23 protein-coding genes are annotated in these 24845 nt (G+C 50.4%); 13 read left to right on the plus strand and 10 right to left on the minus strand.

What is annotated here, in order from left to right; genetic code table 11:
* Positions 1 to 19: 19 nt before the first annotated feature.
* Positions 20 to 874, plus strand: a complete 855-nt coding sequence (locus ACSZLD_RS11825) for a VOC family protein (protein WP_444685260.1) — start codon at positions 20 to 22, stop codon at positions 872 to 874.
* A gap of 264 nt (positions 875 to 1138) precedes the next feature.
* Positions 1139 to 2380: a M14 family zinc carboxypeptidase gene (locus ACSZLD_RS11830; RefSeq protein WP_444685261.1), complete on the plus strand. Its 1242-nt coding sequence runs from the start codon at positions 1139 to 1141 to the stop codon at positions 2378 to 2380.
* Between the two features lie 118 nt (positions 2381 to 2498).
* On the opposite strand, the gene ACSZLD_RS11835 is transcribed toward ACSZLD_RS11830, so the two are convergent.
* Genes ACSZLD_RS11835 through ACSZLD_RS11860 form a run of 6 tightly spaced genes read right to left on the minus strand, consistent with a single transcriptional unit; the run spans position 2499 to position 7869 of the window.
* On the minus strand, positions 2499 to 3401 hold the full coding sequence (locus ACSZLD_RS11835) for an ROK family protein (RefSeq protein WP_444685262.1): 903 nt from the start codon (positions 3399 to 3401) through the stop codon (positions 2499 to 2501).
* An 18-nt stretch (positions 3402 to 3419) separates the two neighbouring features.
* Positions 3420 to 4697 (minus strand): TRAP transporter large permease, encoded by a 1278-nt coding sequence (locus tag ACSZLD_RS11840; protein ID WP_444685263.1) that lies wholly within the window; start codon positions 4695 to 4697, stop codon positions 3420 to 3422.
* Entirely contained in the window at positions 4697 to 5170 is a 474-nt protein-coding gene (locus ACSZLD_RS11845) for a TRAP transporter small permease (RefSeq protein WP_444685264.1), read from the minus strand. The genes ACSZLD_RS11840 and ACSZLD_RS11845 overlap by 1 nt, the downstream gene beginning before the upstream one ends.
* A 21-nt stretch (positions 5171 to 5191) precedes the next feature.
* The gene (locus ACSZLD_RS11850) at positions 5192 to 6268 is read right to left on the minus strand and encodes a DctP family TRAP transporter solute-binding subunit (protein ID WP_444685265.1); all 1077 of its coding nucleotides are present in this window, start codon (positions 6266 to 6268) and stop codon (positions 5192 to 5194) included.
* A complete protein-coding gene (locus tag ACSZLD_RS11855; RefSeq protein WP_444685266.1) occupies positions 6268 to 6957 on the minus strand; it encodes an N-acetylmannosamine-6-phosphate 2-epimerase in 690 nt (229 codons plus the stop codon). Before ACSZLD_RS11855 ends, ACSZLD_RS11850 begins: the two co-directional genes overlap by 1 nt.
* Before the next feature lie 27 nt (positions 6958 to 6984).
* Positions 6985 to 7869, minus strand: a complete 885-nt coding sequence (locus tag ACSZLD_RS11860) for an N-acetylneuraminate lyase (RefSeq protein ID WP_444685267.1) — start codon at positions 7867 to 7869, stop codon at positions 6985 to 6987.
* Positions 7870 to 8048: 179 nt separating this feature from the next.
* Between ACSZLD_RS11860 and ACSZLD_RS11865 the strand changes: the two genes are divergently transcribed.
* The 4 genes from ACSZLD_RS11865 (at position 8049) to ACSZLD_RS11880 (ending at position 14017) form a co-directional block, all read left to right on the plus strand.
* On the plus strand, positions 8049 to 8900 hold the full coding sequence (locus tag ACSZLD_RS11865; RefSeq protein ID WP_444685268.1) for a MurR/RpiR family transcriptional regulator: 852 nt from the start codon (positions 8049 to 8051) through the stop codon (positions 8898 to 8900).
* A gap of 168 nt (positions 8901 to 9068) precedes the next feature.
* Positions 9069 to 11432, plus strand: coding sequence for a sialidase domain-containing protein (locus tag ACSZLD_RS11870; RefSeq protein WP_444685269.1), 2364 nt, complete (start codon positions 9069 to 9071; stop codon positions 11430 to 11432).
* 444 nt (positions 11433 to 11876) lie between these two features.
* Complete coding sequence (locus ACSZLD_RS11875) at positions 11877 to 13775, plus strand: 3'-5' exonuclease (RefSeq protein ID WP_444685270.1); 1899 nt, start codon at positions 11877 to 11879, stop codon at positions 13773 to 13775.
* A gap of 95 nt (positions 13776 to 13870) precedes the next feature.
* Complete coding sequence (locus ACSZLD_RS11880; RefSeq protein ID WP_444685271.1) at positions 13871 to 14017, plus strand: hypothetical protein; 147 nt, start codon at positions 13871 to 13873, stop codon at positions 14015 to 14017.
* A 58-nt stretch (positions 14018 to 14075) separates the two neighbouring features.
* Here the strand turns inward: ACSZLD_RS11880 and ACSZLD_RS11885 are convergent, their stop codons facing one another.
* The 4 genes from ACSZLD_RS11885 to ACSZLD_RS11900 all read right to left on the minus strand — a co-directional run bounded on the left by ACSZLD_RS11885 (position 14076) and on the right by ACSZLD_RS11900 (position 18063).
* Positions 14076 to 15053, minus strand: a complete 978-nt coding sequence (locus tag ACSZLD_RS11885) for an HNH endonuclease domain-containing protein (RefSeq protein WP_444685272.1) — start codon at positions 15051 to 15053, stop codon at positions 14076 to 14078.
* A 54-nt stretch (positions 15054 to 15107) separates the two neighbouring features.
* Complete coding sequence (locus ACSZLD_RS11890) at positions 15108 to 15563, minus strand: GNAT family N-acetyltransferase (protein ID WP_444685273.1); 456 nt, start codon at positions 15561 to 15563, stop codon at positions 15108 to 15110.
* A gap of 81 nt (positions 15564 to 15644) precedes the next feature.
* The gene (locus tag ACSZLD_RS11895; protein WP_444685274.1) at positions 15645 to 17180 is read right to left on the minus strand and encodes a gluconokinase; all 1536 of its coding nucleotides are present in this window, start codon (positions 17178 to 17180) and stop codon (positions 15645 to 15647) included.
* A gap of 25 nt (positions 17181 to 17205) precedes the next feature.
* Complete coding sequence (locus tag ACSZLD_RS11900; RefSeq protein WP_444685275.1) at positions 17206 to 18063, minus strand: MurR/RpiR family transcriptional regulator; 858 nt, start codon at positions 18061 to 18063, stop codon at positions 17206 to 17208.
* 168 nt (positions 18064 to 18231) lie between these two features.
* Between ACSZLD_RS11900 and gnd the strand changes: the two genes are divergently transcribed.
* The 7 genes from gnd (at position 18232) to ACSZLD_RS11935 (ending at position 24828) form a co-directional block, all read left to right on the plus strand.
* Entirely contained in the window at positions 18232 to 19128 is an 897-nt protein-coding gene (gene gnd, locus ACSZLD_RS11905; protein ID WP_444685276.1) for a phosphogluconate dehydrogenase (NAD(+)-dependent, decarboxylating), read from the plus strand.
* Between the two features lie 54 nt (positions 19129 to 19182).
* Positions 19183 to 20301 carry a TRAP transporter substrate-binding protein gene (locus ACSZLD_RS11910; RefSeq protein WP_444685277.1) on the plus strand — a complete coding sequence of 373 codons (1119 nt, stop codon included), beginning with the start codon at positions 19183 to 19185 and terminating at the stop codon, positions 20299 to 20301.
* A gap of 170 nt (positions 20302 to 20471) precedes the next feature.
* A complete protein-coding gene (locus ACSZLD_RS11915; protein WP_444685278.1) occupies positions 20472 to 21047 on the plus strand; it encodes a TRAP transporter small permease in 576 nt (191 codons plus the stop codon).
* 13 nt (positions 21048 to 21060) lie between these two features.
* On the plus strand, positions 21061 to 22341 hold the full coding sequence (locus ACSZLD_RS11920; RefSeq protein ID WP_444685279.1) for a TRAP transporter large permease: 1281 nt from the start codon (positions 21061 to 21063) through the stop codon (positions 22339 to 22341).
* Between the two features lie 77 nt (positions 22342 to 22418).
* Positions 22419 to 22676, plus strand: a complete 258-nt coding sequence (locus ACSZLD_RS11925) for an HPr family phosphocarrier protein (protein WP_444685280.1) — start codon at positions 22419 to 22421, stop codon at positions 22674 to 22676.
* A gap of 11 nt (positions 22677 to 22687) precedes the next feature.
* Complete coding sequence (dgoD, locus tag ACSZLD_RS11930) at positions 22688 to 23836, plus strand: galactonate dehydratase (RefSeq protein WP_444685281.1); 1149 nt, start codon at positions 22688 to 22690, stop codon at positions 23834 to 23836.
* Positions 23837 to 23850: 14 nt separating this feature from the next.
* Positions 23851 to 24828, plus strand: a complete 978-nt coding sequence (locus ACSZLD_RS11935; RefSeq protein ID WP_444685282.1) for a sugar kinase — start codon at positions 23851 to 23853, stop codon at positions 24826 to 24828.
* Positions 24829 to 24845: the final 17 nt, after the last annotated feature.

A 24845-nucleotide genomic window follows, 5' to 3' on the forward strand; every position in this document is an offset into this window, starting at 1 on the left:
ACGAAAGGAACGATAAATCATGAACTTTCACCGTAAACCAGTTACCCACGTGAGCCGTGTCTCTCTGAAAGTAGAAGATTTAGAAAGGGCGCTTCGTTTTTACACGACCGTAATCGGCTTTCAAGTAACCGACCAGACAGCACGCACAGCGGAACTTACGGCAGGAGGTACCGTACTCCTGACGCTCGAGCAGCCGGAGGACGTCATGCCGAAGCAGCCGCGCACGACCGGCCTGTTTCACTTTGCGCTGCTCGTGCCGGACCGTGCCGACGTCGGCCGCTTTATCAAGCACTCGGTCAAGCACGGAAACGTGATTCAGGGGGCTTCGGATCACCGGGTCAGTGAAGCACTGTACCTGTCGGATCCGGACGGGAACGGCATTGAAATCTACGCCGACCGCGATCCGTCCAGCTGGCCGTGGACGAATGATCAGGTCGGCATGGTCACCGAACCGCTCGATGTGGAAAGTCTTTTGGAGGCAGCCGGCGACACCGAGTGGAACGGGCTTCCGGAGGGAACCGTGATGGGACATATCCACCTGCACGTATCCGACATGGAGCGGGATACTGCTTTTTATATAGAGGTTCTCGGCCTCAGCCTCGTCAGCTCCTACGGCGGCCAGGCAAATTTCCTTTCCGACAGCCGCTATCACCACCACGTAGCCCTGAACGTATGGAACGGCCGCAACATTCCCGCACCGGCCGAGAACAGCGTCGGCCTCCGTCACTATACGATCGCCTTTCCGAATGAAGAAGCGCGCCAAAACGTGCTTTCCCGCCTTGAGCAGACGGAAGCCGCTATTACCCGTGAAAACGACGCTATCGTCACCGCCGACCCGGCAGGCAACCAGATTCAGCTGGTGGTGGAAGGGTAATGTAAATAAATTCGTGCCTCTGTGATCCACTGGATGACAGAGGCTTTTTTCATGGCAGAACGCAAAGTCAGATGAACCACTTCTTGCTCTGTCTTTCTCCCTGTAAATATCGCCGAAAAACATCTGGATCGTTAGATTATATGACAAAAGCCAGCGTGGTTTCACCCAATTGTTGGTTTTATTGTCTTATTTTTCTGAAAACAGGTTGCGCTTTTTATTTCGGAAGGCGAAAATTAAGATATTATCCTACAGGGAGGTTTTAAAATGAAGAAGAAGGTACTTGGCATCAGTTTAGCAGCGACGATGGCAGCGTCCGTTGTGCTGCCAGGGAGTCTTGGCGCAGAGCCGCAGTCGAAACCGAACGGGCCGTGGATCCAGCCTGGTCAACAGGTAATGCTGGAAAGCTTTTTGTCTCCGGATGAGCTGCATAAAAAGCTGGAGCAGATCAACGAGCGGGACCGCCACGACCGCATGGAGCTGGAGGTAGTCGGCCACTCTGCTACATACGATTATCCGATTTATGTGGCGAAGTTTGGGGACGCGGATACCGATAACCCTAAAGTATTTTTGCAGACGCAGATTCACGGTGATGAACAGGCAGGCACAGAAGCTGCCGTCAGCCTGATCCACAACCTGACGATGAGCAACAACCGCGACGTGCGCACGATTCTTGATAACGTGACCGTCTACATTCTGCCGATGCTGAACCCGGATGGATCGGAAACGTTCGAGGTCGAGCAGGGACAGGCGAAGCAGCGTCAGAATATTCAGGAGTGGACGCCGGAAGAGTGGGGACTGGCAGAGGATACGTCAGCGCCATGGTACTACCGGCCGGACACGGTGAGCGGCGAGCTCGGCTTTGACGTCAACCGCGACTTCCATCCGGATTTGTCATTTGAGCTGTCGCCGGAAGAAGCAGACCTGCTTCCGGGACTCGGAACGGAGCCGGGCTTCTACGTGACGCCGGAAGCAAGAGCCTCGCGCGACGTATTTGAAGAGCTGGAGCCGGATCTGTTTATCGACCATCATCACCGTTACAGCAACGTCGTTTCAGAGGACGATGACCGGCTCAACACGCTGCAGCTGATTGCGCAGGTCGTAGATGAGGACAACGTCGTTTCCTACGACGGAACAGATTACCAGCTGAGCGAAGAGTCTCTTGAACTTTCCAAGCAGGTAAACTCGCACGTGTACCAACAGCTTCAGCGCGGCAACTCGCCGTTTGGCGCTATCAGCCGCTTCCCGGAAGTGGATCTTCCAGGTACCGCACTCGGGAGCTACTCGCTGAACGATGCCGCGATCATGCTCTATGAAACGCGCGGCCAGCAGCATCCTGACGGCCACACCGGCCAGAAAGCGAACGGCATGCTGATTCAGCAGACGTACGTCGGCCTCTATGAGACGCTGCTCGGACTGGCGACCGGTGAAATCTATGACATTGACCCGGACTTCTACGACACCGAAATTCCAGAAAACAGCCCGCGGATTGGGCCACCGAATATGTAAGAAAAAAGGAATCTCCCTGATCGGGAAAGATCAGGGGGTGCCGCATACTTAGAAAAAGCAGCCCGATCTCAAGGGGGAGAGATCGGGCTGCTTATATTCGAATAAGTGTAGCAGAATGTTAGTATGAGTGATGCTGCTTGAGGTGATGATAAAGTGCCCCCAGCAGATTGGCGTCGTTTTGATGAGTCGCTGTACGGACATGCAGTGGCTTGTAAGACGCCATGATCCGGGAATCGACGTAGTACTGGATCTTATCGGAGATGAATGTGCCCTGTTCGGCTATGCCGCCACCGATGACGATCATAGACGGATTAAAAGCATGGGCAAGAGATTTAATCCCAAGCGAGACGTATGACGCCCACTCTTCAATAGCTGCAAGTTCCTCTTGGCTTCCGGACTGTGCATTTTGAAAATAAACAGGGAGCGTTTTGCTGCTGGACGTTTTCTTCTGCAACTGTTGTTCCAGCGCGCGGCTGGAAGCATACATTTCAAAGCAGCCGCTGTCACCGCAAGGGCAGGCTATACCGCCCGCAGCAAAGTGCATATGCCCGAATTCTCCAGCGGAATAACTGTTTCCATGATACAGAGCATGATCTATCATCACAGCGCCGCCGATCCCGGTACCAAAGCTTAAACAAAGAACATTGGCATGAGCCTGGGCGACTCCTTTCCACTTTTCTCCAAGCAGTGTACAGTTCACATCGTTCTCAAGCGAAACCGGCACCTTAAACTGATCTTCTAATTCACTTTTCACCGGGGTGCCGGTGTAGTCTGGAAGGGACTCCGTAGCAAAAACGACGCGTCCGTTCCTACTGTCTATCTGCCCTGCAGAGCTGATGGCAATGCCTTGAACAGGGTGTTCGTTAAGAAGCGCTTTACAAAGGCCAAGAACCGTTTCCATTACTGGGGTTTGGCGATCTTTCCCAAGGGTCGGAACCCGTCTTATATGATGGAGACTTCCGTCTGCAGCAGCAAGGCCGTATTTAATCGTTGTTCCTCCGATATCCAATACTGCATACATGAAGAATCCTCCTTTTTATTACCGAAGCATTTCAGGTACAAAGGTGATGATCTGCGGGAAGAAAATAACGACCAGCAGAATAAATAAAAACGGGATAATAAACGGGATAACCCCGCGGTACATCGTGCCCATCGGTATTTCTCCCACCCTGGATACGACGAACAAGGCCATACCCATCGGCGGTGTTAAAATGCCGATCATTAAGTTAATAATAACAAAGACGCCGAAGAAAACGGGATCAATGCCGGCATTCAAAATAACCGGAATCAATACAGGCACGACGAGTACGAGCAGTGCCAGCGCTTCAATAAACGTGCCGAGAATCAATAGCAAAAGGCTGATAATGATCAGCAGCAGAATTGGGTTTTCCGTAATCGTCAGAAAAAAGTCTGCAACGATCGTCGGCACACGCTCTCTGGCAATGAATTGTCCGAAAAACTCGACGCCCATCATCATTAAAACCACAACCCCGGTCAACTTCAGCGAGTAGACGAAGTTATCGACTACTTTACGGATCGTTAATTGACGGTATACAACAAATCCTAAAAACAAGGCATAGACGGTACTGACGGCAGCAGCTTCCGTCGGTGTGAAAAAACCGGAAAGAATACCGCCGATGATAATGACTGGTGTGATCAGGGCCCAGAACGACTTGCCAAAGCTGCGAAGGACCTCACGGAAGGGGGCCCGCGGTGCGATGGGATAGTTCCGCTTTCTGGCGAGAAAATACATCGTCCCGAATAGCGACAGGGAAATTAACAGCCCTGGTACAATACCTGCAGCGAACATTTGAGCCACAGAGACATTCGCAATCGCGGCGTAAATGATTAAGTTAATGCTCGGCGGGATAATACCGCTGAGAATAGCGGAAGAAGCAGTGAGTCCGCCGTTGATATCATCATGATACCCGGCTTCACGCATGCTTTTAATTTCAAGCTGACCAAGGCCGCCGGCATCAGCGAGCGCAGACCCGGATTTTCCGGCAAAAATTAAGCTGGCGAGAATATTGACGTGCCCGATGCCACCTTTAACATGGCCGACAGTCGACCTCGCAAAGTTAAAGATACTGTCCGTGATGCCAGAGGAATTCATAAGTGCTCCGGTCAAAATAAAGAAAGGCACTGCCAGGAGCGTGAAGCTGTCGATACCGCTGATAAAATTTGATCCTGCTGCATATACGACAGACCAGTCATTCGTTAAAAAGTAGAGAAATCCGGCCAAAATAAGAGAGAAGCCGATAGGCATATTCAGAAATATTAATACGAGCCATATGAGAAAAATCAGCCAAATTTCCATCAGTCACTGCCTCCAATTCGATCGTGGCGCAGATCCTTTACAATTCTCTCGACTAGTCGGACTGCCATCAGCAGGGTCAGCAGAGGCAGGGCCACATACATATAAAAATAAGAAATGTCGAGCGAAACCATGTCATGCCGGCTTTGCCGCTCTAAAATTGGGAGACTGATATAAAGAATCAGAATCAGACACGCAAGAATCAGCACGTGATTAAATAGATAGACCGCTTTTTGAACGGCGGGAGAAAAGCGGTTGACCAGCACATCGATCGACACATGGCTGCCATCTTTTACGCAAGAGATCACGCCTAAATAGCCGACGTAAATAAAGATCAGCTTAGAAAGCTGCTCAGACCACACCAGAGGAGCGCCAATCCCCTGATGAGATAAAATCTGAACAACGAGGATCAGGAGCATGAAGGCAAACAAGATACTCCCGACGATTTCTTCAAAGTTTTCAATGAATTTTTTCATGCATGATCGCCACCTGACCGATTATTCGCGTGCGTCCTCAATGACCTGCATGTACTCTTCTGCACCTTCACCGATGTTCTCTAAGTGATGGTCATAGGAATCTTCCAGAGCTTCTTCAAAAGGAGCCAGATCCGGTTCGATCACCGTCATCCCTTCTTCTTCGAAGAACGCGACAAGCTCTTCTTCCTCTTCTTCAAAGAGGGAAGTGTGCAGATCGACTGCTTCAGCAATACCTTCTTCCAGCATTGTTTGATGTTCTTCAGACAGCTCGTCCCAAGTCTGCTGGCTGACGACATAGTTGGCATCGTTGACCACGTGGTGGGTCATGATGAGATAGTCTTGTACCTCATAGAACGAGTTCGCCTCTATCAGAGAAAGCGGGTTCTCCTGCGCGTCTACTTGGCCAGTCTGCAGCGCTAGGTAGACTTCATCAAAGGCCATCGGGGTCGGGTTGGCACCGGTATATTCGGCATAGTCCAGCAGATTCTGCGCTTCCGGTACGCGGAGGCTCAGACCGGCCATATCGTCAATCGACTGAATTTCCGAGCTGGACGTCGTCTGTCTTGTACCGTTGTAAGCTGTGTCGACTACGCGCATGCCGTGCTCCTGTTCGAGTTCATCCAGAAGCTCTTCTCCGTAGCTGGTATCATAAAGGACACGCTCTAAATGAGCGAAATCATCGATCATATAAGCCAGCATGAGCAATTCAGCCCGCGGCACCCACTCACCGAAGCGTCCGGCTTCGGAAAGTGTAATATCAAGCGTGCCGTCCTCTACTTCTCCGAGCATATCCAGGTCTGTTCCCAGCTGGGCGTCCGGATAAATATTGAGGGTTACTGCACCATCTGATTCCTCTTCAAGATACTCTGCAAGGCGTTCTGCAGCAGCATATTCATTGGACTGTGTACCTTGCTGCATTCCAAAGCTAAGCGTGATTTCCTCTTCAGCTGCTTCAGCATTTTCTTCATTTTCTGTTTGATTTTCAGCAGCACCGTTTTCTGCCTCTGCGTTTCCGCCGTTTTCATTTGCATCATTGCCGCAGGCTGCCAAAAATAGTCCACCCATCGTTACGAGAGAGATGCCCATTATTTTTTTCATCAGTACTTTTCCTCCCTTTGAAGAGATATAGGTTCAGTTGGTATTGCTTTAGAAAATCGTTCTGTTAAAAACTGCGGACGTGTGATAGCACTTCCGACGACCACTTTTTCAGCCCCAAGCATGATCGCTTTTCGTGCCGTATCCGGCGTATTCATGTTTCCTTCAGCGAAAACCGGAAGAGACGTCTCAGCTAAAATGTCTTTCAGGACAGCGAGCGGCTTCAGATCGGTTGAGTAAGAGGTATATCCGACCAGTGTCGTTCCGATCACGTCAACGCCCTGTGCTTCTGCAGCAATGGCTTCGTCGAATGTGGATACATCAGCCATAAACTTCTGAGCAGGAAATTCCTCCTTTGCCTGCTGAAAGAATTCGGCAAACGTGACACCACCCGGTCGAATACGGTCAGTCGCATCAACTGCAATCCATTCCACGCCGGTGTTTGCAAGAGCCCGGACTTCTTTGATAGTCGGGGTAATGACAACCTCTGAATCGTCATACTCCTGTTTAATAATACCGATAATCGGCAGATCGACTTCTTGTTTGATGGCTTGGATATCCTGTACAGAGTTAGCACGAATGCCGCTCGCTCCGCCCTGATAGGCAGCGAGTGCCATTTTGGACATAATGAAAGAGCTGTGCAGCGGTTCATCTTCAAGAGCCTGACAGGATACAATTAATTTGTTATTCATCGCTTCCACTCCTACTACCGTGCAGCGTTAATTAAGACTGTTCGAGCTTGTTGATTCATTTATAACTGCTTCGACTTTGCGCTTTTCTGCATCAGTTAAATTCTTAAATGGAAATTTCATAAAGCCTGCTTCCATATCCTGCAGGGTCAAGGCATACTTTAGGGAAGGATAAATACCGACAGCAACGAGCTTGAGAATTTCGTCTTTTACCTGAAGCTGAAGCTTTTGCGCTTCTTCTTTTTTCCCTTCAAGAAAAAGATCGCGAATCTGAGTAGTCTGTCGTCCGTAAAGTGTATAGGTGCTTCCAATTGCACCGTCAGCGCCAGCCTCCAGAAAGTCGGCGTACATTTCATCCGACCCGCTGTAAAAATCGGATGATGGATACGTTTCTTTTAATCGTTTAAACTGCTCTAGGTCTGAGTCCGTGTACTTCACACCTGTCACTCCCGGTATGTGGAGCAGCTTGCCGTACTGTTCGAGGGTGAAGTGGGCTCCTGTATACGACGGATTCGAATAAATAATCATCGGAAGAAAGGTCGCTTCCGTCAATTTGACGTAGTAGTCGTAGATCTCGTCGAATGAAAACTGGTAATAGTACGGGGTGATGGCGGAAACAGCATCGTACTGCAGGCTTTCACAGTATGCCGCCAGTTCGAGCGCCTCTTCAATGTTCAACGAGCCGATCTGTGCGGTCAGTTTAAAATCCGAACCTGCTTCGTCCTTCACGATCTCAAACAGTTGCTTTCGCTGGGAGATGTTCATAAGGAAGCCTTCTCCAGTAGAGCCTCCCACGTATAAGCCGTCCACCTTCATCACATCCCGGTTGTGCCGGACAAGCTGACGGAGGCCCGTTTCATGAATCTGACCATCCTCCGTAAATGGTGTTAACAGTGCGGTCATAATCGTACTCAACGATTCTCCACTCCTTTCCTTTGCTTAGATTCGTAAGCGCTTTCGCTTAACCTGAGAGTACAATAAAGAATTATTGTTGTCAAATTAAATTTATAAAAAGGAGTAAAACTCCAAAATGCTTTTTATTTAGCTGAAACTCCTGTAGGATAGTAAAAAAGAAGAAAAGAGAGGATGGGCCGATGAAAACGAATCAGGAATCGATCCAACAGCATCAGGCAAAGCTGACGGTCTTAATGGAAAACCATAAGACCTCGTTTACGAAATCGGAAAATAAAGTGTACAGCTACATTCTTGACCACTTTAGCGATGTCATGTACCTGTCGCTTACAGAAATTGCGATGGCGTGCGAAACTGGGGAAAGTACCGTTCTCCGCTTCTGCCGGAAGATGGGGTTTAAAGGGTATCAGGATTTCAAATTTGCTCTCGCACAGGAGCTAGCTACGTATCAGGAACCAAATGAAGAAGAGTCCTTTGTGGAAAAAATTAAGCAGAATATGCAGGAAAGCCTTCAAAACACAAGCACCCTGATCGACCAGCAGGAGCTGGAAAATGCGATTCAGGCTCTGTACCAGAAAAACGACGTCGTCGTATACGGTATTTCCTCTTCTGCTATAGCTGGTCAGGATATGCAGAACCGATTGATGCGCATTGGGAAGAACATCGAAGTCGTTGCCGATCCGCATTTACAGATTACAAGGGCGGTATCGATGAATGAGCAGTCGCTGATCGTAGCTATCAGCCTGACGGGAAGCACCAAAGATATCGTTGATGCCGTCAAGCAGGCGAAAGCAAGGGGAGCAGAAGTAATCGCCATCACGAACTACTCCAATTCGCCGCTGACCAAATATGCAGACCACGTGCTCCTGACAGCAGCGAAAGAAAACCCGCTGGACAGCGGATCACTTGTGTCCAAAGTATCGCAGCTCTACGTTATCGACCTGCTCTGCACAGGGCTTACGATGCAGGATTACGAAAGAGCATCAAAAATAAAAGAAATGGTCGCCGAATCCATTTCAAGCAAGCTGTACTAATTCAAAAACGTCCTGTCAGGCATGAGAATCCTGACAGGACTTTTCTATGAACTATAATGGAGTTTACTCCAAAATTAATAATTATTTTGACAATTAATTATCTTTTTTGATAGCGTTTACATCAACAGCTAAATCAGGCTGTTGATTATTTATTTCAGGAGGGATCGAATGTTAAAGCAAATTACTGTCAGTTCGGTTGTTGCTGCGGGGATCGCTGTTGCGGCTTCATTGCCTGTCCATGCAGCGGCGGAGCCACTTATCGACAAAGAGTTCGGGGAGCTTGATGGAACGTCACAGTATGACCTTCAAGATTATGTAGAAGAGCTGCAACTCTTGGACCAGGGAACGATTGAAGTACAGTTTACGTATGAAGCGGGATCATTCATGTCACTTTTTTCGCTCAGTAATTCTTCTATGCCCGATGACCATTTTCACCTCTACCTTTCTCCTTCCACAATCGGTTTTGAAAACCGTCACAGCGGATCCGGAGATATACACCTTTCTGCAGACGGGTTTAATTTTGAAGAAACGTATGTTCATACGCTGGCATTATCCGTAGGTGAGACCTACACGATGTATCTAAACGGGGAAGAGATTCTTCTGGACGAAGATACGGAATCTGCATTTTTAAGCAGAATAGAGAATCCGGACAGCGCATACCTAGGGAAAACGGAGCGTTCGAGCGGAAATGAATATGAGCTGGATGGCCGACTCGCCTCCTTTCGTCTCTATGACGAGGCTATGAATGCGGAAGAGCTTGAACAGCTTACAGCTGAAACGGCTCACGATAGCCTGGAGACGGAAATGCCGGATGATGCACTTCTGACGGATCCGATGTCACTGTATTATCCTGGTTTCATGGATTCAAATAACTATCGTATACCGGCATTATTTGAAACACAGAACGGCACTCTGCTTGCCGGTATTGACCGACGAGTGAACCATGGTGGGGATTCTCCGAATGATATCCATGCAGTTGTAAGACGGAGCTTTGATCATGGACAAACTTGGGAAGATGACGGCATTGTAATCAATGCGTACCCGGATGAAGCCTCTAATATCGATCTTGCTTTCACAGAAGATACGACACAGGATCGCGTCTTTGCCCTGGTAGACGGCTTTCCGCATGGTGCTGGTTTAATGGGCGGCTTCGGCAATAACGCCTACCGCGGTACAGGTTTCACAGAGATTGATGGAGAAAGCTATATGTTCTTAATAGATGAAGATGATCAAATGTACACGATCCGCGAGGAAGGATACGTCTATGACGAAGCAGGAAATCAAACCGATTACCGTGTAGATGAACAACGAAATTTGTATGAGCAAGGAGAGCGCATCGATCATATCTTCAGTGCCACAACCCCGCTCGTTCCATTTAAAACCTCTTATTTAGAGCTGTACTATAGCGATGATGAAGGGGAGAACTGGAGCGGTCCGATGGATTTAAACCCGGAAACAAAAGAAGACTGGATGATTTTTCTAGGTGTCGGACCTGGTAATGGAATTCAGCTGGAAGAAGGCGAGCATGAAGGAAGAATCGTCTTCCCGGTTTACTTCCTGAACGAACACAATCGTCAGGCTAGTGCCGTTATTTATAGCGACGATGGAGGAGAAACGTGGGAGCGGGGCGAATCTCCGAACGAGAACAGACTTCTGGATAGTGGAGATCGCCTGAACGAACGGGATTTTACGGAAAGTGCCCACGAAATTACAGAAGCACAGGTGGTCGAGCTTCCGAACGGTCAACTGCAGCTATATATGCGAAATTATTCCGGGTTTGCACAAATGGCAGTCAGCAACGATGGTGGGGAAACTTGGGAAGAGACAGTTGAGACTGTGGAAGAATTAACAGCCCCATACAGTCAGATGTCTGTGATTCGCTACGACGGTAAGATTGATGGACAAGAAGCACTGATTTTCTCAAGTGCCAATGACTCCAGTCAGCGAATCAACGGAGCCGTTCGTGTCGGACTTTTAAATGAGAGTACTGATGAGAGTGGATACGACATTGATTGGGCATACGAGCAGCAGGTGAAATCCGGTCATTACGGGTACTCCAGCCTCGCCACGCTTGATGATGGAAACATTGGGTTGTTCTATGAGGGGACTCCAAACACCGAAATGGATTTTATTCGCTTTAATCAGGAATTTCTGACCTGGGAGCGGTATAATGATCCTCCTCACCTGACAGCTATGGACATGAGCATTCCGAAAAAAACGCCGCCTCCTTATACAGCCGGGGAGACAGTAACCGTACACACCCATTTTGATCAGCCAGCGTTTGCGCTGCATACAACTCAACTAAAGGGATCCATCGCTGATCAGGAGGTCATACTGGAGCTTAGAGATGTGAAGGATAACAAAGCCATTTGGACGTTTGAACTTCCAGAAGAAGTATCACCTGGCAGGCAGCATTTTCAGCTGCAGGAAGATCAGGAGCTGAAAGTTTATAACAGCTATGGAAGACACGTAGAATCTGTACCTTCTCAATCTGACGCTATCGTGGTTAAACCTAAGCGTAGTTCAAGGTAATAGAATGAGGAAGAAGCTGGCTGCCAGTAAAAGCAGCCAGCTTTGTTCTGTTAGAACATCGAGCTTACTCTTTATTTTTGAAGTACTCCTTAAAATTAGCAATAGTACCCCGATACACATAATCGAAAAAAATACTGAAGAATGTATTCGTGTTAATGACTGCTTAAATTTATAAAAATGAAATACGCATAATAATTTGCATAACACATAAGCAAAAAGGACCCCCATGATCGGGATGATCAGGGGGCTTTTATAAGTGAATAGTCATGTGTATGTTGTAATATTATGGTTTATGTATTGATAATGTATGTGTTATTTTACAATTAATGTATGATTTAATAACGCAAAGTATATTTTAAATGTCTAGACCGTTATTGCTGCCAGGATGCCGCTTGTTGAGTTGTTATGTTGTTACAGAACGTTATGAGCATGGAGGGAAGAAACATGGCTATTACGGTACCGGAATTTATTAAAGGACAGCCCACGGCAGGAGAACGGCTGGTTTTTAATACGCTGAAAAAATACCTGGATGATGATTATATCGTGTATTACGAGCCGGTTATAGATAACTACACACCGGATTTCTTGATCATCGGTCCGCATCTTGGCGTTCTGATTTTGGAAGTAAAAGACTATACCATCAATACGATAAAACATGTGAACAGCAATGAGTGGACGATTAATACGAATGAAGGAACAAAAGTTTTAAAAGCCCCTTTGATCCAGGCGAGAGAATACATGTTTAAAGCGAAAAATCTCTTAGGAAATGATGAACAGCTCAAACAACAGGACGGAAAATATAAAGGACAATTAATTTTTCCGTGCGGCTATGGGGCGGTTCTTACAAGGCTGAATCAAAAACAGTATATCGAAAATAATATATGTGAGGTATCCGATCCCCAGCTTACCCTTACGAGAGAAGAAATAGATCCAGATAATAACGAATTTGATGAAGAACTGCTAATTGAAAAATTGCTGAACATGTTTATTATGCCGTTTCGAATAAACGGATCCTTAACGCATGAACAAATCAATGCCATCCGCTATCAACTGTTTCCGGAAGTCCGTATTTCCCAGCATAAACCGCAGTCCGTTGGCTATCGTGAACAGATGCTGCTATCCATGAACCATATAAAAGCAATGGACATTTATCAGGAAAAGCTTGCAAAGCAATTAGGCGATAAGCATCGCTTAGTGCGCGGAGTCGCGGGCAGTGGAAAAACATTAATCTTAGCCAGCAGGGTTCGATTAATTAAGCAGGAACACCCTGATTGGAAAGTACTTGTTCTTTGTTATAACATTTCGCTTTCCAGATCCCTGTTACACATGATAGAAGCGAAGATGGAAGAGCCAGCTGATTTACTGGAGGCCGCCCAGCCATCAGAAGAGCGGATGAAAGATGTGACGGTGAAGAACTTTCATGAGTGGATCCGACAGGACCTTCTCATTTCAGAAAAGCAAATTCCGGATCTCATCGAAAAATTAGAAAAGAAGGAAGCCATCCTGCCTAAATACGATGCTATTCTGATTGATGAAGGCCAGGATTTTGAGACGGAATGGATGCAGCTGGTCAGCAATATGCTGAATAAAGAAACGGCGTCACTTCTATTGGTGGAAGATAAGGCTCAAACGATTTACTCGAGAAAAACAAACTACCTGCAAAAAACAGGCTTGGATTTCCGGGGACGCTCAAAGGTACTGGACATTAATTATCGAAATACGGCTCAGATTGTGCAGTTTGCCTGGGATTTTTTCCAGGAACACACGGTGATCAAAAAAGTCGTCGAAGGTGATGTAGACGGAGAAGCACTGATTCATCCGAAAAGTACGAAGCGAAAAGGTGCGGATCCTATTATTGTGAAAGCAGCTTCATGGAAAGAAGAGGCTCAAAAGCTTACTGAAAATATCAGATACTTTCACGAAGAAAAAGGCGTTCCTTACGAAGAAATGCTTGTATTATACCGAGTCAAGCGAACACGGGATGCAGATGTAGTGGGCACGCTTCAAAAAGAATTGGAAAATGCAGATATTCCTTACAACTGGGTCACAGAAAGCCCCGAAACGAAGCGAGATTACGAAAAAGAAGATGGCTGCGTCAAGTTATGTACATTTGACAGCAGTAAGGGCTTGGACTTTCAAGCAGTATTTATTGTGAATACGGACAGCATGCCGTTCCAATTAGAAGATAATAAAGAAAAAGAAGCGGCCAGACTGTATATTGGCATGACAAGGGCAATCAATTATTTAACCATCTCTTACAGCGGTCTATCTGATTACACCGAGTACTTCGACAGCCTATCTAAACAGCAAAAACAATCACTTCAACAGAAAAGCGGATCGTAACGAAAGAACCGGTTAAGCCCTGTAACTTTCTCCTCCTGTTTACCGTATATATAAACAGCACTCTGCAGGTATACATGCAGGAGAGGGGGATACATGTGGATCCGATAACGTTAGTATTAGTCGTTGTGCTGATCATCTTTTTCTTTCCACTGATCATGCGCGGCGTCGGATGCTTAATCCGGTCACTTGCGACAATTATACTCATCGTGGTGGCAGTTGCTTTAGTCATGCAGCTGTTGTAGCGGATGATTAATAAAACCTGCTGGTCTTAGACGCAGCAGGTTTCTTTTTATTTTCGGGTTACGTAGCCGGTGGCACCCAAATATCGTTATACCCATTTTTAATGGAATACTGATACATCTGCCGCAGCTTGGCAGGGGCGTAAACGTCGAAATCAGCTATCTCTGCCTGTCCCTGTAATGCTTCATTTCGATCAAGAAGTTTATCCAGATAATAAGGCTTTGCCAGCTTATCGGACTTGGAGCTGTTGCAAGTCTGGCAGCTGAGTACCAGGTTCCAAACCTGGTCAGACTGCACGAACGACCAAGGGATAAAATGATCCACGTGCGTGCTTCGTTTGCCGGTGGAGACATCTTTTCCGCAGTAAAAGCAGGATGCATCCATGTAGTGAAGCAGTATTTTTTCAAACGGCTTCAGGTTTTCCCGCTTGGACAGGTCTTCTACTTTCAAAAGCAGGCCGGAAGCGGTACCGTTCAGCTTCTCGATCATTCGTGCCAGGTGGAAATTGGTCAGCTGCACGAGCAGAAGCTGATACTTTAACAGAAACGTATAAACGTTAGGATGGAAGCGGAGTTTTTCATGCTGATGGCTGAATTCGTAAAAGGTCTCTTCCGTATCGCCAAACAGCGCACCGAACACGTTTGTTTTCATCGCCTGCTTCACTTTGTGGACGATCTCCACCTGATTTGCGTCCGGCACCTTATCGAACTTCCAGCCGGAAGGAGTGGCATGTGCGGCCTGATAATCCAGAATGATCGTCGCTGCTTTCGCATTCGCTCCCGTATTGTGCTGCGTGATCCCGTTTCCAACCACCATGTTCCAGAACATTTTGGCAAAGCTGTAAGCGAGCTGATCGTAATTCACCTCGAGCTGGTCGTTTACGTTGTACAGATTCTCAATCAGCGACTTAAACAGCACGAACTTATACGTAGAGGATTTTGTTGATTTCGTCGACATCACCCGGGAAAAAATCCGCCAGATCTCTTCGTCTGTTATGTACGCATGCTTTAATTCGCCTTCCCGAAGCTTATAATACATCGCTGTCACCGCCCACTGGTAGTTACGTTCCAGTATAACAGACTGATTTCATTGTTACTTTAAATCATAAACAAACATCTCTTCCCCATCTTCCGGATTCACGCGTTTCAGATCGACAAACCCGTTCTTCTCGTAGAATGTCTTTGCTGGTTTGTTCTCGGGGATGACGCTCAGGACGATTTCGTTCACGCGGTGCTTGTCGCGGATGAAGCGGATCGCTTCGTGAAGAAAGGCGCCGCCGAGTCCGCGTCCCTGAAAGCGGTGGTCGATCATGAAGCGGTCGAGCCAGATGTACGAGCCGTCGCTGCTTTTGGCGCCGATCATGATAAAACCGGCGGGAGTGTCATCGGTATAGAGGCCGTAACACTGCCAGTCGTGCTCGTCATCGTAAACGGCTTCTAACATCGAGAAGGCGTTTGCTTCGATAAACGCTTCTTGGGACGGGTGCGGTGCAAGCTCGGCGATCGCACGCCAGTTGTCGGCTGTTACAGGTCGGATGGAAAGGGTCATCGTTATCGCTCCTTTGGCTTTAGTGTAGCATGAGAAATAGAAAAAACGCCTCCTTTCCAATAGTGGAAGGAGGCGTTTTGCTTACCGCTTGGAAGCGGAGGCCAGTGTTGTATCGGTAGAGAGGGCGTGCAGCTCGTGAAACGCCGGTCGCAGCGCGTCGTACAATCCGGAGAATATCGGGTAGAGCCTGCTGTAGACGGCGTGCACGTCTGCTCTCGGGGCGACCGACTCACGCATCGGAATGTGCGCTTTGATCGAAGCGAGGTCATCGACTTCACCGATCGCATAGAGGCTGATCCATGCCGCTCCCCAGGCCGAGCTCTGGTGGGAGAGGGGCAGGTGAATATCTTCCCCGAACATGTCCGCAAGCATCTGCACCCAGACGTCGGAGCGGGCGAAGCCGCCGCTTGCGTAAATGCTCCCGGCTTCACCGGTGAGGCGCTCGAGCGACTTGGAGATGCTCTGAATGCTGAAGAGTACCCCCTCGATCCCGGCCCGCGTCATATGAGCGTCGGTGTGGCTCACGGTCAGTCCGACGAAGGCGCCTTTTGCGGCTGCGTCCCAATAGGGAGCACGCTCGCCGTTTAAGCACGGCAGGAAGAGCAGGTTGTCAGCACCGGGTGCGACGTGCTCCATGTCGGTGAACAGCGCTTCGTACGGATCCTTCGTGCCGGTTTCAGCCGTATGGACGTGCTGCTTGAGCCACTCCAGCACGTTGCCGCCGTTGTTCGTCGGGCCGCCTAAAATCCATAGGTCATCGGTGAAGGCGTAGCAGAACACTTCCTGGCGGCTGTCGGTGCGCGGGGCGGACGCCATCTGGCGGATCGCGCCGCTCGTGCCAATCGTAATTGCGGCTTCTCCGGCGTTGATTGCGCCGATTCCGAGGTTCGCAAGCGGCCCGTCGCTGCCGCCGGCGGCGAACGGAGTGTCGGCTTTAATCCCGATCGCTTCAGCCGTTTCCGGGTCGAGTCCGCGGAAAATAAAGTGCGGCGGCACCGGTTCAGACAGCTGCGCTTCCGTAATGCCGGCGGCTTCCAGCGCAAGAGGCTCCCACGTGCGCTCGTGAATGTTAAAGAGCCCGGAGGCGGAGGCGACAGAATAGTCAACGTGGTACACGCCGAACCAGCGCGCCGTGATCCATTCCTTTACGGATAGAAAGCGGGCTGCCTGTTTATATGGCGCGTAGCCGGTGTCACGCATCCAGCTGAGCTTGACGAGCGGTGACATTGGATGAATCGGCGTGCCGGTGCACAGGTAAATTTCCGTTCCGGCAGGAGATGCTTTCAGCGCGTCAGCCTGGCTGCTGCTGCGGCAGTCGGCCCACGTGATCGCAGGAGAGAGCGGCACAGCATCAGCGTCGGCGCAGATGAGCGAGTGCATCGCAGACGAGAGGCCGACCGACAAGAGCTCGCCGGGACCGGCGTCAGTGACCGCTTCTTTCAGTGCTTTGACAGCGGCCGCTTCAATCGCAAACGGATCCTGTTCCGCCCAGCCCGGGTGCGGGTGCTGGACCGGGTAGCTGCATTCTGCTTCGCCGACGACTTCTCCGGCTTTTGTAAAGAGGACAGCCTTGGCGCTCGTGGTGCCGAGGTCAAGGCCGGCGGTAAACTGTGTCACGATCAAACGACTCCTTTATGAACAGTTAAATTCTCGTACGGGAAATAGCTTCGCGCATTTTCTTCGTCGACTGCTGTACCTGCTCTTTTTTCTGCATGCTAACGTTTACATAAAGTGCGTCGATAAAGCTGAGCTGCGCGAGTCTCGATGATAATGCTTCCGAGCGGTACTCGGTTTCTTCCGACACGGTGAACAGCGCCACATCGACCCGTTCGCTGAGCGGCGACTTGGCGATCGTCGTGATCCCGATCGTCGGGATGCCTGCACTCTGCACAATGTCGACGGCTTCCAATATGTTATGGTTCGTTCCGGAATGCGAGATAAACACGACCGCATCCTCAGGCGTCAGCTGGGACGCAGACATGAGCTGCAGGTGCGAGTCGCTGTAGGCAGCGGTCGGAATGCCGGTGCGGATAAATTTATGATGCGCGTCCATGGCGACGATTCCGGAGCCGCCGTTGCCGTAGAATTCAATCCGGCGCGCGTGAACGAGAACGTCGACCGCCTGCTTCATCTTTCCTTCATCAATGACGGAGAGCGTATCTTCTAAGGTACGGGTGTTAGCCTTGAACACTTTTTCGGCGATCGTTTTTTCGTCGTCGCCTTCCTGAATCGTTTCGTGAATGTCTTTCACGCCTTTGACGAGCTCGGAGGCGAGGGCAATTTTCATCGCCTGATAGCCTTTAAAGCCGATCCGCTTGCAGAAGCGGAACACGGTCGCTTCGGCGACGTGCAGGTTATCTGCCACCTGGCTGATGGTGGAGTGAATGATGTCTTCCGGATGTTCTAAGATGTAATCTGCAATGACTTTTTCCTTCGCGCGGAACTCGTGATAGGATGCGCGGATGCGATGCTTACAATGCCCCTGTGCGAGCTGCTGCATGTCACTGCCTCCTTTATCAATGTGGTGTGGTATGAGACCAGTATAAACCATTTTAGAAAATAAAAAAATATTTTTTCTTTATTAGCTATTGAAAAAGAAATTTTTTATCTTATAATAGGACACAGGAAGAAAACATATTTCTTTTTCGTTTTCGGAAGGAGTGGCTGTATGAAGATCGGGTTTATCGGCCTTGGGAAAATGGGCTATAACCTGGCGCTGAATTTAATGGATCATCAGCACGAGGTTGTTGCAAATGATGTGAATAACGAACAGATCAGTGCACTGGCACGTGAAGGAGCGGAGCCGGCCTGGAGCCTGGAAGAAGTTGTGCAGAAGCTGGAAGCACCGAGAACGGTCTGGCTGATGGTGCCGGCAGGAGAAATTACCGGCGCGCTTGTAGATCAGCTGGCAGAGCTGCTCGAGCCGGGTGACACCGTGATCGACGGAGGCAACTCCAACTATAAAGATTCCCTTGCACGCAATGAGAAGCTGCGCGGACTTGGCATGCACTTTGTCGATGTCGGGACAAGCGGAGGCGTGGAAGGTGCGAGAGAAGGCGCCTGCATGATGGTCGGCGGCGATCAGGAGATTATCAGCCGCATCGAACCGATTTTTACTGATACGACAATTGAAAACGGTTACCTGCATGCCGGGGCGCCGGGCAGCGGTCATTTCCTCAAAATGATCCATAACGGAATTGAGTACGGCATGATGCAGTCGATCGCAGAAGGATTCGACATTTTGGAAAAAAGCCAGTTTGACTACGACTACGAGCAGGTAGCGAAGGTATGGAACCACGGATCGGTTATCCGCTCCTGGCTCATGGAACTGACGCAGAACGCGTTCTCAAAAGATCCAAAGCTCGACGGCATCCGCGGCGTCATGAACTCGTCCGGCGAAGGCAAGTGGACGGTGGAATCCGCACTGGATCTGGAAGTACCGGCACCGGTCATCGCGCTTTCTCTGATGATGCGCCACCGGTCTCAGGAAGACGACACGTTCACAGGCAAGGTAGTGGCAGCGCTCCGAAACGAATTCGGCGGCCATGCAGTTGTAAAGAAGTAGGTATCATGAGGGGAGCGTGCTCCCCTCCAACTATAAAAAAGAGGTGACGTATTCATGAAAAAGAAAGCAGTTCTTTCCGTAACGATGGCGTTTGGTCTCACAGCAGTGCTTGCAGCTTGCGGCGATGCAGAAAACAATAACGGCGGTGCGGACAACGGCGCGAACAATGCGGAAGAAAATGTAAGCGATAACAATGAGGCAGAAGCAGCGAACTCCGAGTACTCCAGCGGCGATGCCTCCTACGTCATTGAAGCCGGCATCGGGCTGAACAATCAGCACCCGCAGTACGAAGGGCTTCTCCGCTTTAAGGAAATCGTAGAAGAAGCAACAGACGGCGATGTGTACGTCGAGACCTACCACAGCTCCCAGCTTGGTGACGACCGTGAAATGATGGAAGCGTTGCAGCTAGGCAGCCAGGAGGTGACGATTCCGTCCACGGCACCTGTAACGAACTTCGTTGAGGAGTATGCGATTCTCGACTTCCCGTTCCTGTTCGCAAATGAAGAAGTGGCGATGGAAGTACTGAACGGGGAAATCGGTGATGAGCTGCTCGATTCTCTTGAGGATCAGGAAATGGTTGGACTGGCATGGTGGGAAAACGGCTACCGCGATCTGACGAACAGCACACAGCCGGTTGAAACAGCAGAAGATTTCCAGGGACTGACGATCCGCACGATGGAAAACGAAGTGCATTTAGAAGCCTTCTCCGAGCTTGGAGCGAACCCGACGCCAATGGCGTTCGGTGAACTGTTTACCGGCATGCAGCAGGGTACAGTAGACGGTCAGGAGAACCCGCTTGCGACGATTTACCTGGAAGGATTCTATGAAGTGCAGGATTACTATTCTGATACGAACCACGTCTACAGCCCGTTCGTCTTCCTGATGAGCAAGCAGTTTTATGATTCCCTCCCGGATGACTACCAGGAGATCGTAGGCGATGCCGCTCAGGAGGCAGGCGAGTTCCAGATCGAACAGAACCGTGCGCAAAATGAAGAGCTGCTTGAAGCACTGATCGACGAAGGCATGGAGCATTCTGAAGTAACGGATGAGGCCCGCGAAGAAATGGCGGAAATCGTTCAGCCGGTTAACGACCAGTTTGCTGAACAGCTGGATCAGGACTTTGTAGAGCGCTTTTTCCAGGCAGTTGAAGAAGCAGAGGAAATGCATCAGTAAGTGAAGGAAGCCGGAGTGTACCACACTCCTGACATACTCCGCCCCATCCCCCTTGGGGCGGCTTTCCAGCACGAGCAAAGCCGGACGCCGCTTAGGCGGCGCCCGGAACTGGCCGTGCTCCATTTATTTCTGTACTTAAGCTTGGCTTTGATGATAAAGGCGGTGGAAGCATGCGTATTATCCGATGGCTGGACGAACATATCGAGGAGGCACTGCTCGTTGTTTTCTCCAGTATTATGATCATTATTATCGCCCTCCAGGTGTTCATGCGCTACGTAATCGGCGATTCGCTGGCCTGGTCGGAGGAACTGGCCCGGTTCTCGTTTATCTGGCTTGTGTATATCGGGATCAGCTACGGGATTAAAAAGCAGCGCCACATCAAAGTGGATGTGATGCTGACCGTGTTTAAGCACCGTGGCAAAATCATTCTCAATATGATTTCCAATGTCATTTTCCTGGCGTTTGCGGTTGTCATCATTTACTACGGCACCGATATTGCGACACGTATTCTCGAGCTCGGCCAGCGTTCACCTGGTCTTGGAGTGCCGATGGGACTCGTCTACATGGCGACACCTGTCGGAATGGGGCTCACGGTGATCCGGCTTCTGCAGCAGCTGTACCAGCAGGGACGGGCGCTTGCAGGCAAGGGTGACTTCTCCGTCGAGCTTGAGCACGACAAAGCGCTCGACACGCAGGAAGAGCTGATTGAGAAAAATGAAGACGACCAACCGAAGGTAGACAGGTAGGAGGGATGTAGCCGTGACAGAAGCGATATTGTTTATTAGTTTTGCCGTACTGCTCCTTTTGAGCGTACCGGTCGGGATCGCACTCGGTGTGGCGACCCTGCTTACCATCGTGTTTGCCGATGTGCAGACGATCGATTTCCTAGCTCAGGCGATGGTCACTTCGATTGACTCCTTTCCGCTGATGGCCGTCCCGTTCTTTATCATTGCCGGTGAAATTATGGGACGCGGTGGCATCACGGAACGGTTGTTTGGCGTCGCCAACTCACTTGTCGGAAATAAAACCGGCGGCTTTGCAATTGCGACGATCGTGACCGCGCTCTTTTTTGCAGCGATTTCCGGATCTGCTCCGGCAACGGTTGCTGCGATCGGCGGGATGATGATTCCGGCGATGGTCAGCCTCGGCTATGATAAGCGGTTTGCGACAGCGACAGTTGCGGCCGCCGGGTCCCTCGGCGTGATGATTCCGCCGAGTATCCCGATGGTCATGTACGGGGTGACAGGGTCAACCTCCATCGGTGATATGTTTATCGCCGGGATTATTCCCGGTCTGATCGTTGCCGGTTTTCTGATTGCGTTTGCTTATTTTTATTCGAAGAAAATGGGCTACAAGGGTGACTCGGAAGAGCCGTTTACGTTTAAGCGGTTCGGAGCGGAGTGCTGGCGGGCGAAGTGGGCGCTCTTAATTCCGATCATCATTCTCGGTGGTATTTACGGCGGTATCTTTACACCGACAGAAGCGGCCGTGATTGCCGTCGTCTACGGGATACTGATCAGCGTGTTCGTCTACCGCGAGCTGCCGATTAAAAAGCTGCCGAGCGTGCTCGCAGCCGGATCGCTTACGACCGCAACCGTGCTCATCGTCGTTGGCTCTGCGACGGCTTTCGGTCAGCTGTTGACGCGTCAGCAGGTACCGACACGGATTGCTGAAGCGATGGTGCAGGTATCGGAGAATCCGGTTATCATCATGCTGCTCATCATCGTGCTGCTTTTGATCGTCGGCTGCTTTATGGACACGCTTGCGTCGATCATCATTCTGACGCCGCTCCTGCTTCCGGTAGCCGTTGAGTTCGGCTATGATCCGGTGCACTTCGGGATGGTCATGATCATCACGCTTGCGATCGGCTTTATTACACCGCCGCTCGGGGTGAACCTGTTCGTCAGCTCCGGAATATCCGGACTGCCGATCATGACGATCGCCCGCGGCGTGATTCCGTACTTCTTTATGATGCTGATCGCACTGCTGATCATCACCTTTATTCCGCAGCTTTCGCTGTACCTGCCGTCATTCAGGTAGCGATTTGACAACAGCCGTCCAACCAGCTTTTGGACGGCTTTTCTTTATCATTTGTTGAAAAAGGAGTGCTGTATTATATGGAGACAGCCAAACAGGATATTACGATCCGTCTGGAGGAAACTCAGACGATTGTGGAGCTGACCAATCTGCTTACGCCGTATGAATCGGACATTTATATCGTGAACCGCTCCGGCGGGAACGTGATCGAGGCAAACGTCAAAAGTCTGCTCGGGCTCGTCAGCCTGCGCATCGGCAACGGAGACCGGGTCACGGTAAGGGCAGAGGGATCAGACGCAGAAGCAGCGCTCGATGCGGTCGTCCAATTCTTAACATAGGAGGAATCATGATGAAAGTGACGTCGATGGAATGCTTTATCGTACCGCCGAGGTGGTGCTTTTTGAAGGTGGAAACAGACGAGGGAATTACCGGCTGGGGCGAACCGGTCGTGGAAGGCCGTGCCTCTACAGTGAAGGCAGCAGTTGAAGAACTGAAGGAATACGTCATCGGCCGCGATCCGCGACTGATTGAAGATACGTGGAACATGCTCTACCGGAGCGGCTTTTACCGCGGCGGACCGGTGCATATGAGTGCGCTCGCGGGTATCGACCAGGCGCTCTGGGATATTAAAGGCAAGTTTCACGGCGCGCCGGTGTATGACCTGCTCGGAGGAGCGTGCCGGGAAAAGATGCGCGTCTATTCGTGGATCGGCGGTGACAGGCCTGACGACGTGGTGGAACACGTGAAGCAGCAGCTGGAGCAGGGGTTTACGGCAGTCAAAATGAATGCAACCAACGAAATGCAGTACATTGATTCCTATAAAAAGATCGATGAAGCGGTGGATCGGATTGCGGCGATCCGCGACGCTGTCGGGCAGGACGTGGAAGTCGGACTCGATTTTCACGGCCGGGTGCATAAGCCGATGGCAAAAGTGCTCGCCAAAGCATTAGAGCCGTACCGGCCGATGTTTCTGGAGGAGCCGGTGCTTCCGGAAAACAATGAGGCGCTTGCGGAAATTGCGCGCAGCACGTCGATCCCGATTGCGACCGGAGAGCGGATGTATTCGAAATGGGATTTTAAGCCGCTGCTTGAAGGCGGCTACGCTGACATCATCCAGCCGGATCTTTCGCACGCGGGCGGCATCACCGAATGCCGGAAAATCGCGGCGATGGCAGAAGCGTATGATGTGGCGCTCGCACCGCACTGTCCGCTGGGGCCGGTTGCGCTCGCTTCGTGCCTGCAGGTGGACGCCGTTTCACATAACGCGTTTATTCAGGAGCAGAGCTTTGGCATTCACTACAACGTCGGCAATGACTTAAATGACTACCTGATGGATACGTCGGTTTTTGCGTTCGAAGACGGATTTGTTCATCTGCCAAAGGGACCGGGCCTTGGTGTAGAAATGGATGAAGACAAAATCCGCCGCGCTGCAGATGATGCGTTTGCCTGGAAAAACCCGGTCTGGCGCCACGCAGACGGCAGCATTGCAGAATGGTAAGGAGGAGAAGCACTATGACGTCACCGGAAGTGATTACGATGGGCGAGACAATGGTGATTATGAACCCCCAGCAGGATCTGCCGCTTGAATACGTGGATACCTTCCGCAAGCAGTTTGGCGGCGCAGAATCGAACGTAGCCGTCGGTGTTGCAAGGCTCGGACATACGAGCGGCTGGATCAGCCGCGTAGGCGACGATCCATTTGGCACGTATATTGAAAAAAATCTCCGTGGCGAAGGGATCGACCTGACACATGTAGTACGGGATCAGCAGGCACCGACGGGTTTCTTTTTTAAGGAACGCCGCCGCGCGGCCAGCGTTAACGTGTACTACTACCGGGCCGGCTCGGCAGCTAGCAGGCTGCAGCCGGGGGACGTGGACCCGGAATACGTAGCTGGCGCAAAGCTCGTGCACTTGTCCGGAATCCTTCCGGCATTGAGCACCGACTGCCGCCACGCAGCCGATCAGCTGCTGGAAACGGCTAAAAACGCAGCCATTCCGGTTGTATTTGACCCGAATGTGCGGATGAAGCTGTGGAACAGCCGCGAAGAAGCGGCTGAGATTTTGAACCGCTATGCGCTTGCAAGCGACTATGTGCTGATCGGTCAGTCAGAAGGCGAGCTGCTCGCAGACGAACGCGAACCGGAGGCGATCGCTTCGTTTTACCAGCGACAGAATCCGGAGCTGACGGTCGTGGTCAAGCTCGGAGAAGACGGGGCGTTCGTTTCAGCACCCAGCGAGCAGTTATATGTCGCCGGCTACCCCGTTCAGAACGTGACCGATCCAATCGGCGCAGGCGACGCATTTGCCGCTGCCTTTATGAGCGGACTGCTCCACGAAGAAACGCTCTCGAAATCGGTGCAGCTCGGTAACGCTGCCGGAGCATGTACGGTTCAGGCAGCAGGTGACATAGAAGGATTTCCATCACGACAGGAGCTGGACACGCTGATTCAGGCTGAAGGAAAACGACCGGCCGAAGACGTGAAACGGTAAGTTAAGGAGGGAAAAGT

The sequence above is a fragment of the Alkalicoccus luteus genome (assembly GCF_052061695.1).
In the GTDB taxonomy this organism is placed as follows: domain Bacteria; phylum Bacillota; class Bacilli; order Bacillales; family Salisediminibacteriaceae; genus Alkalicoccus; species Alkalicoccus luteus.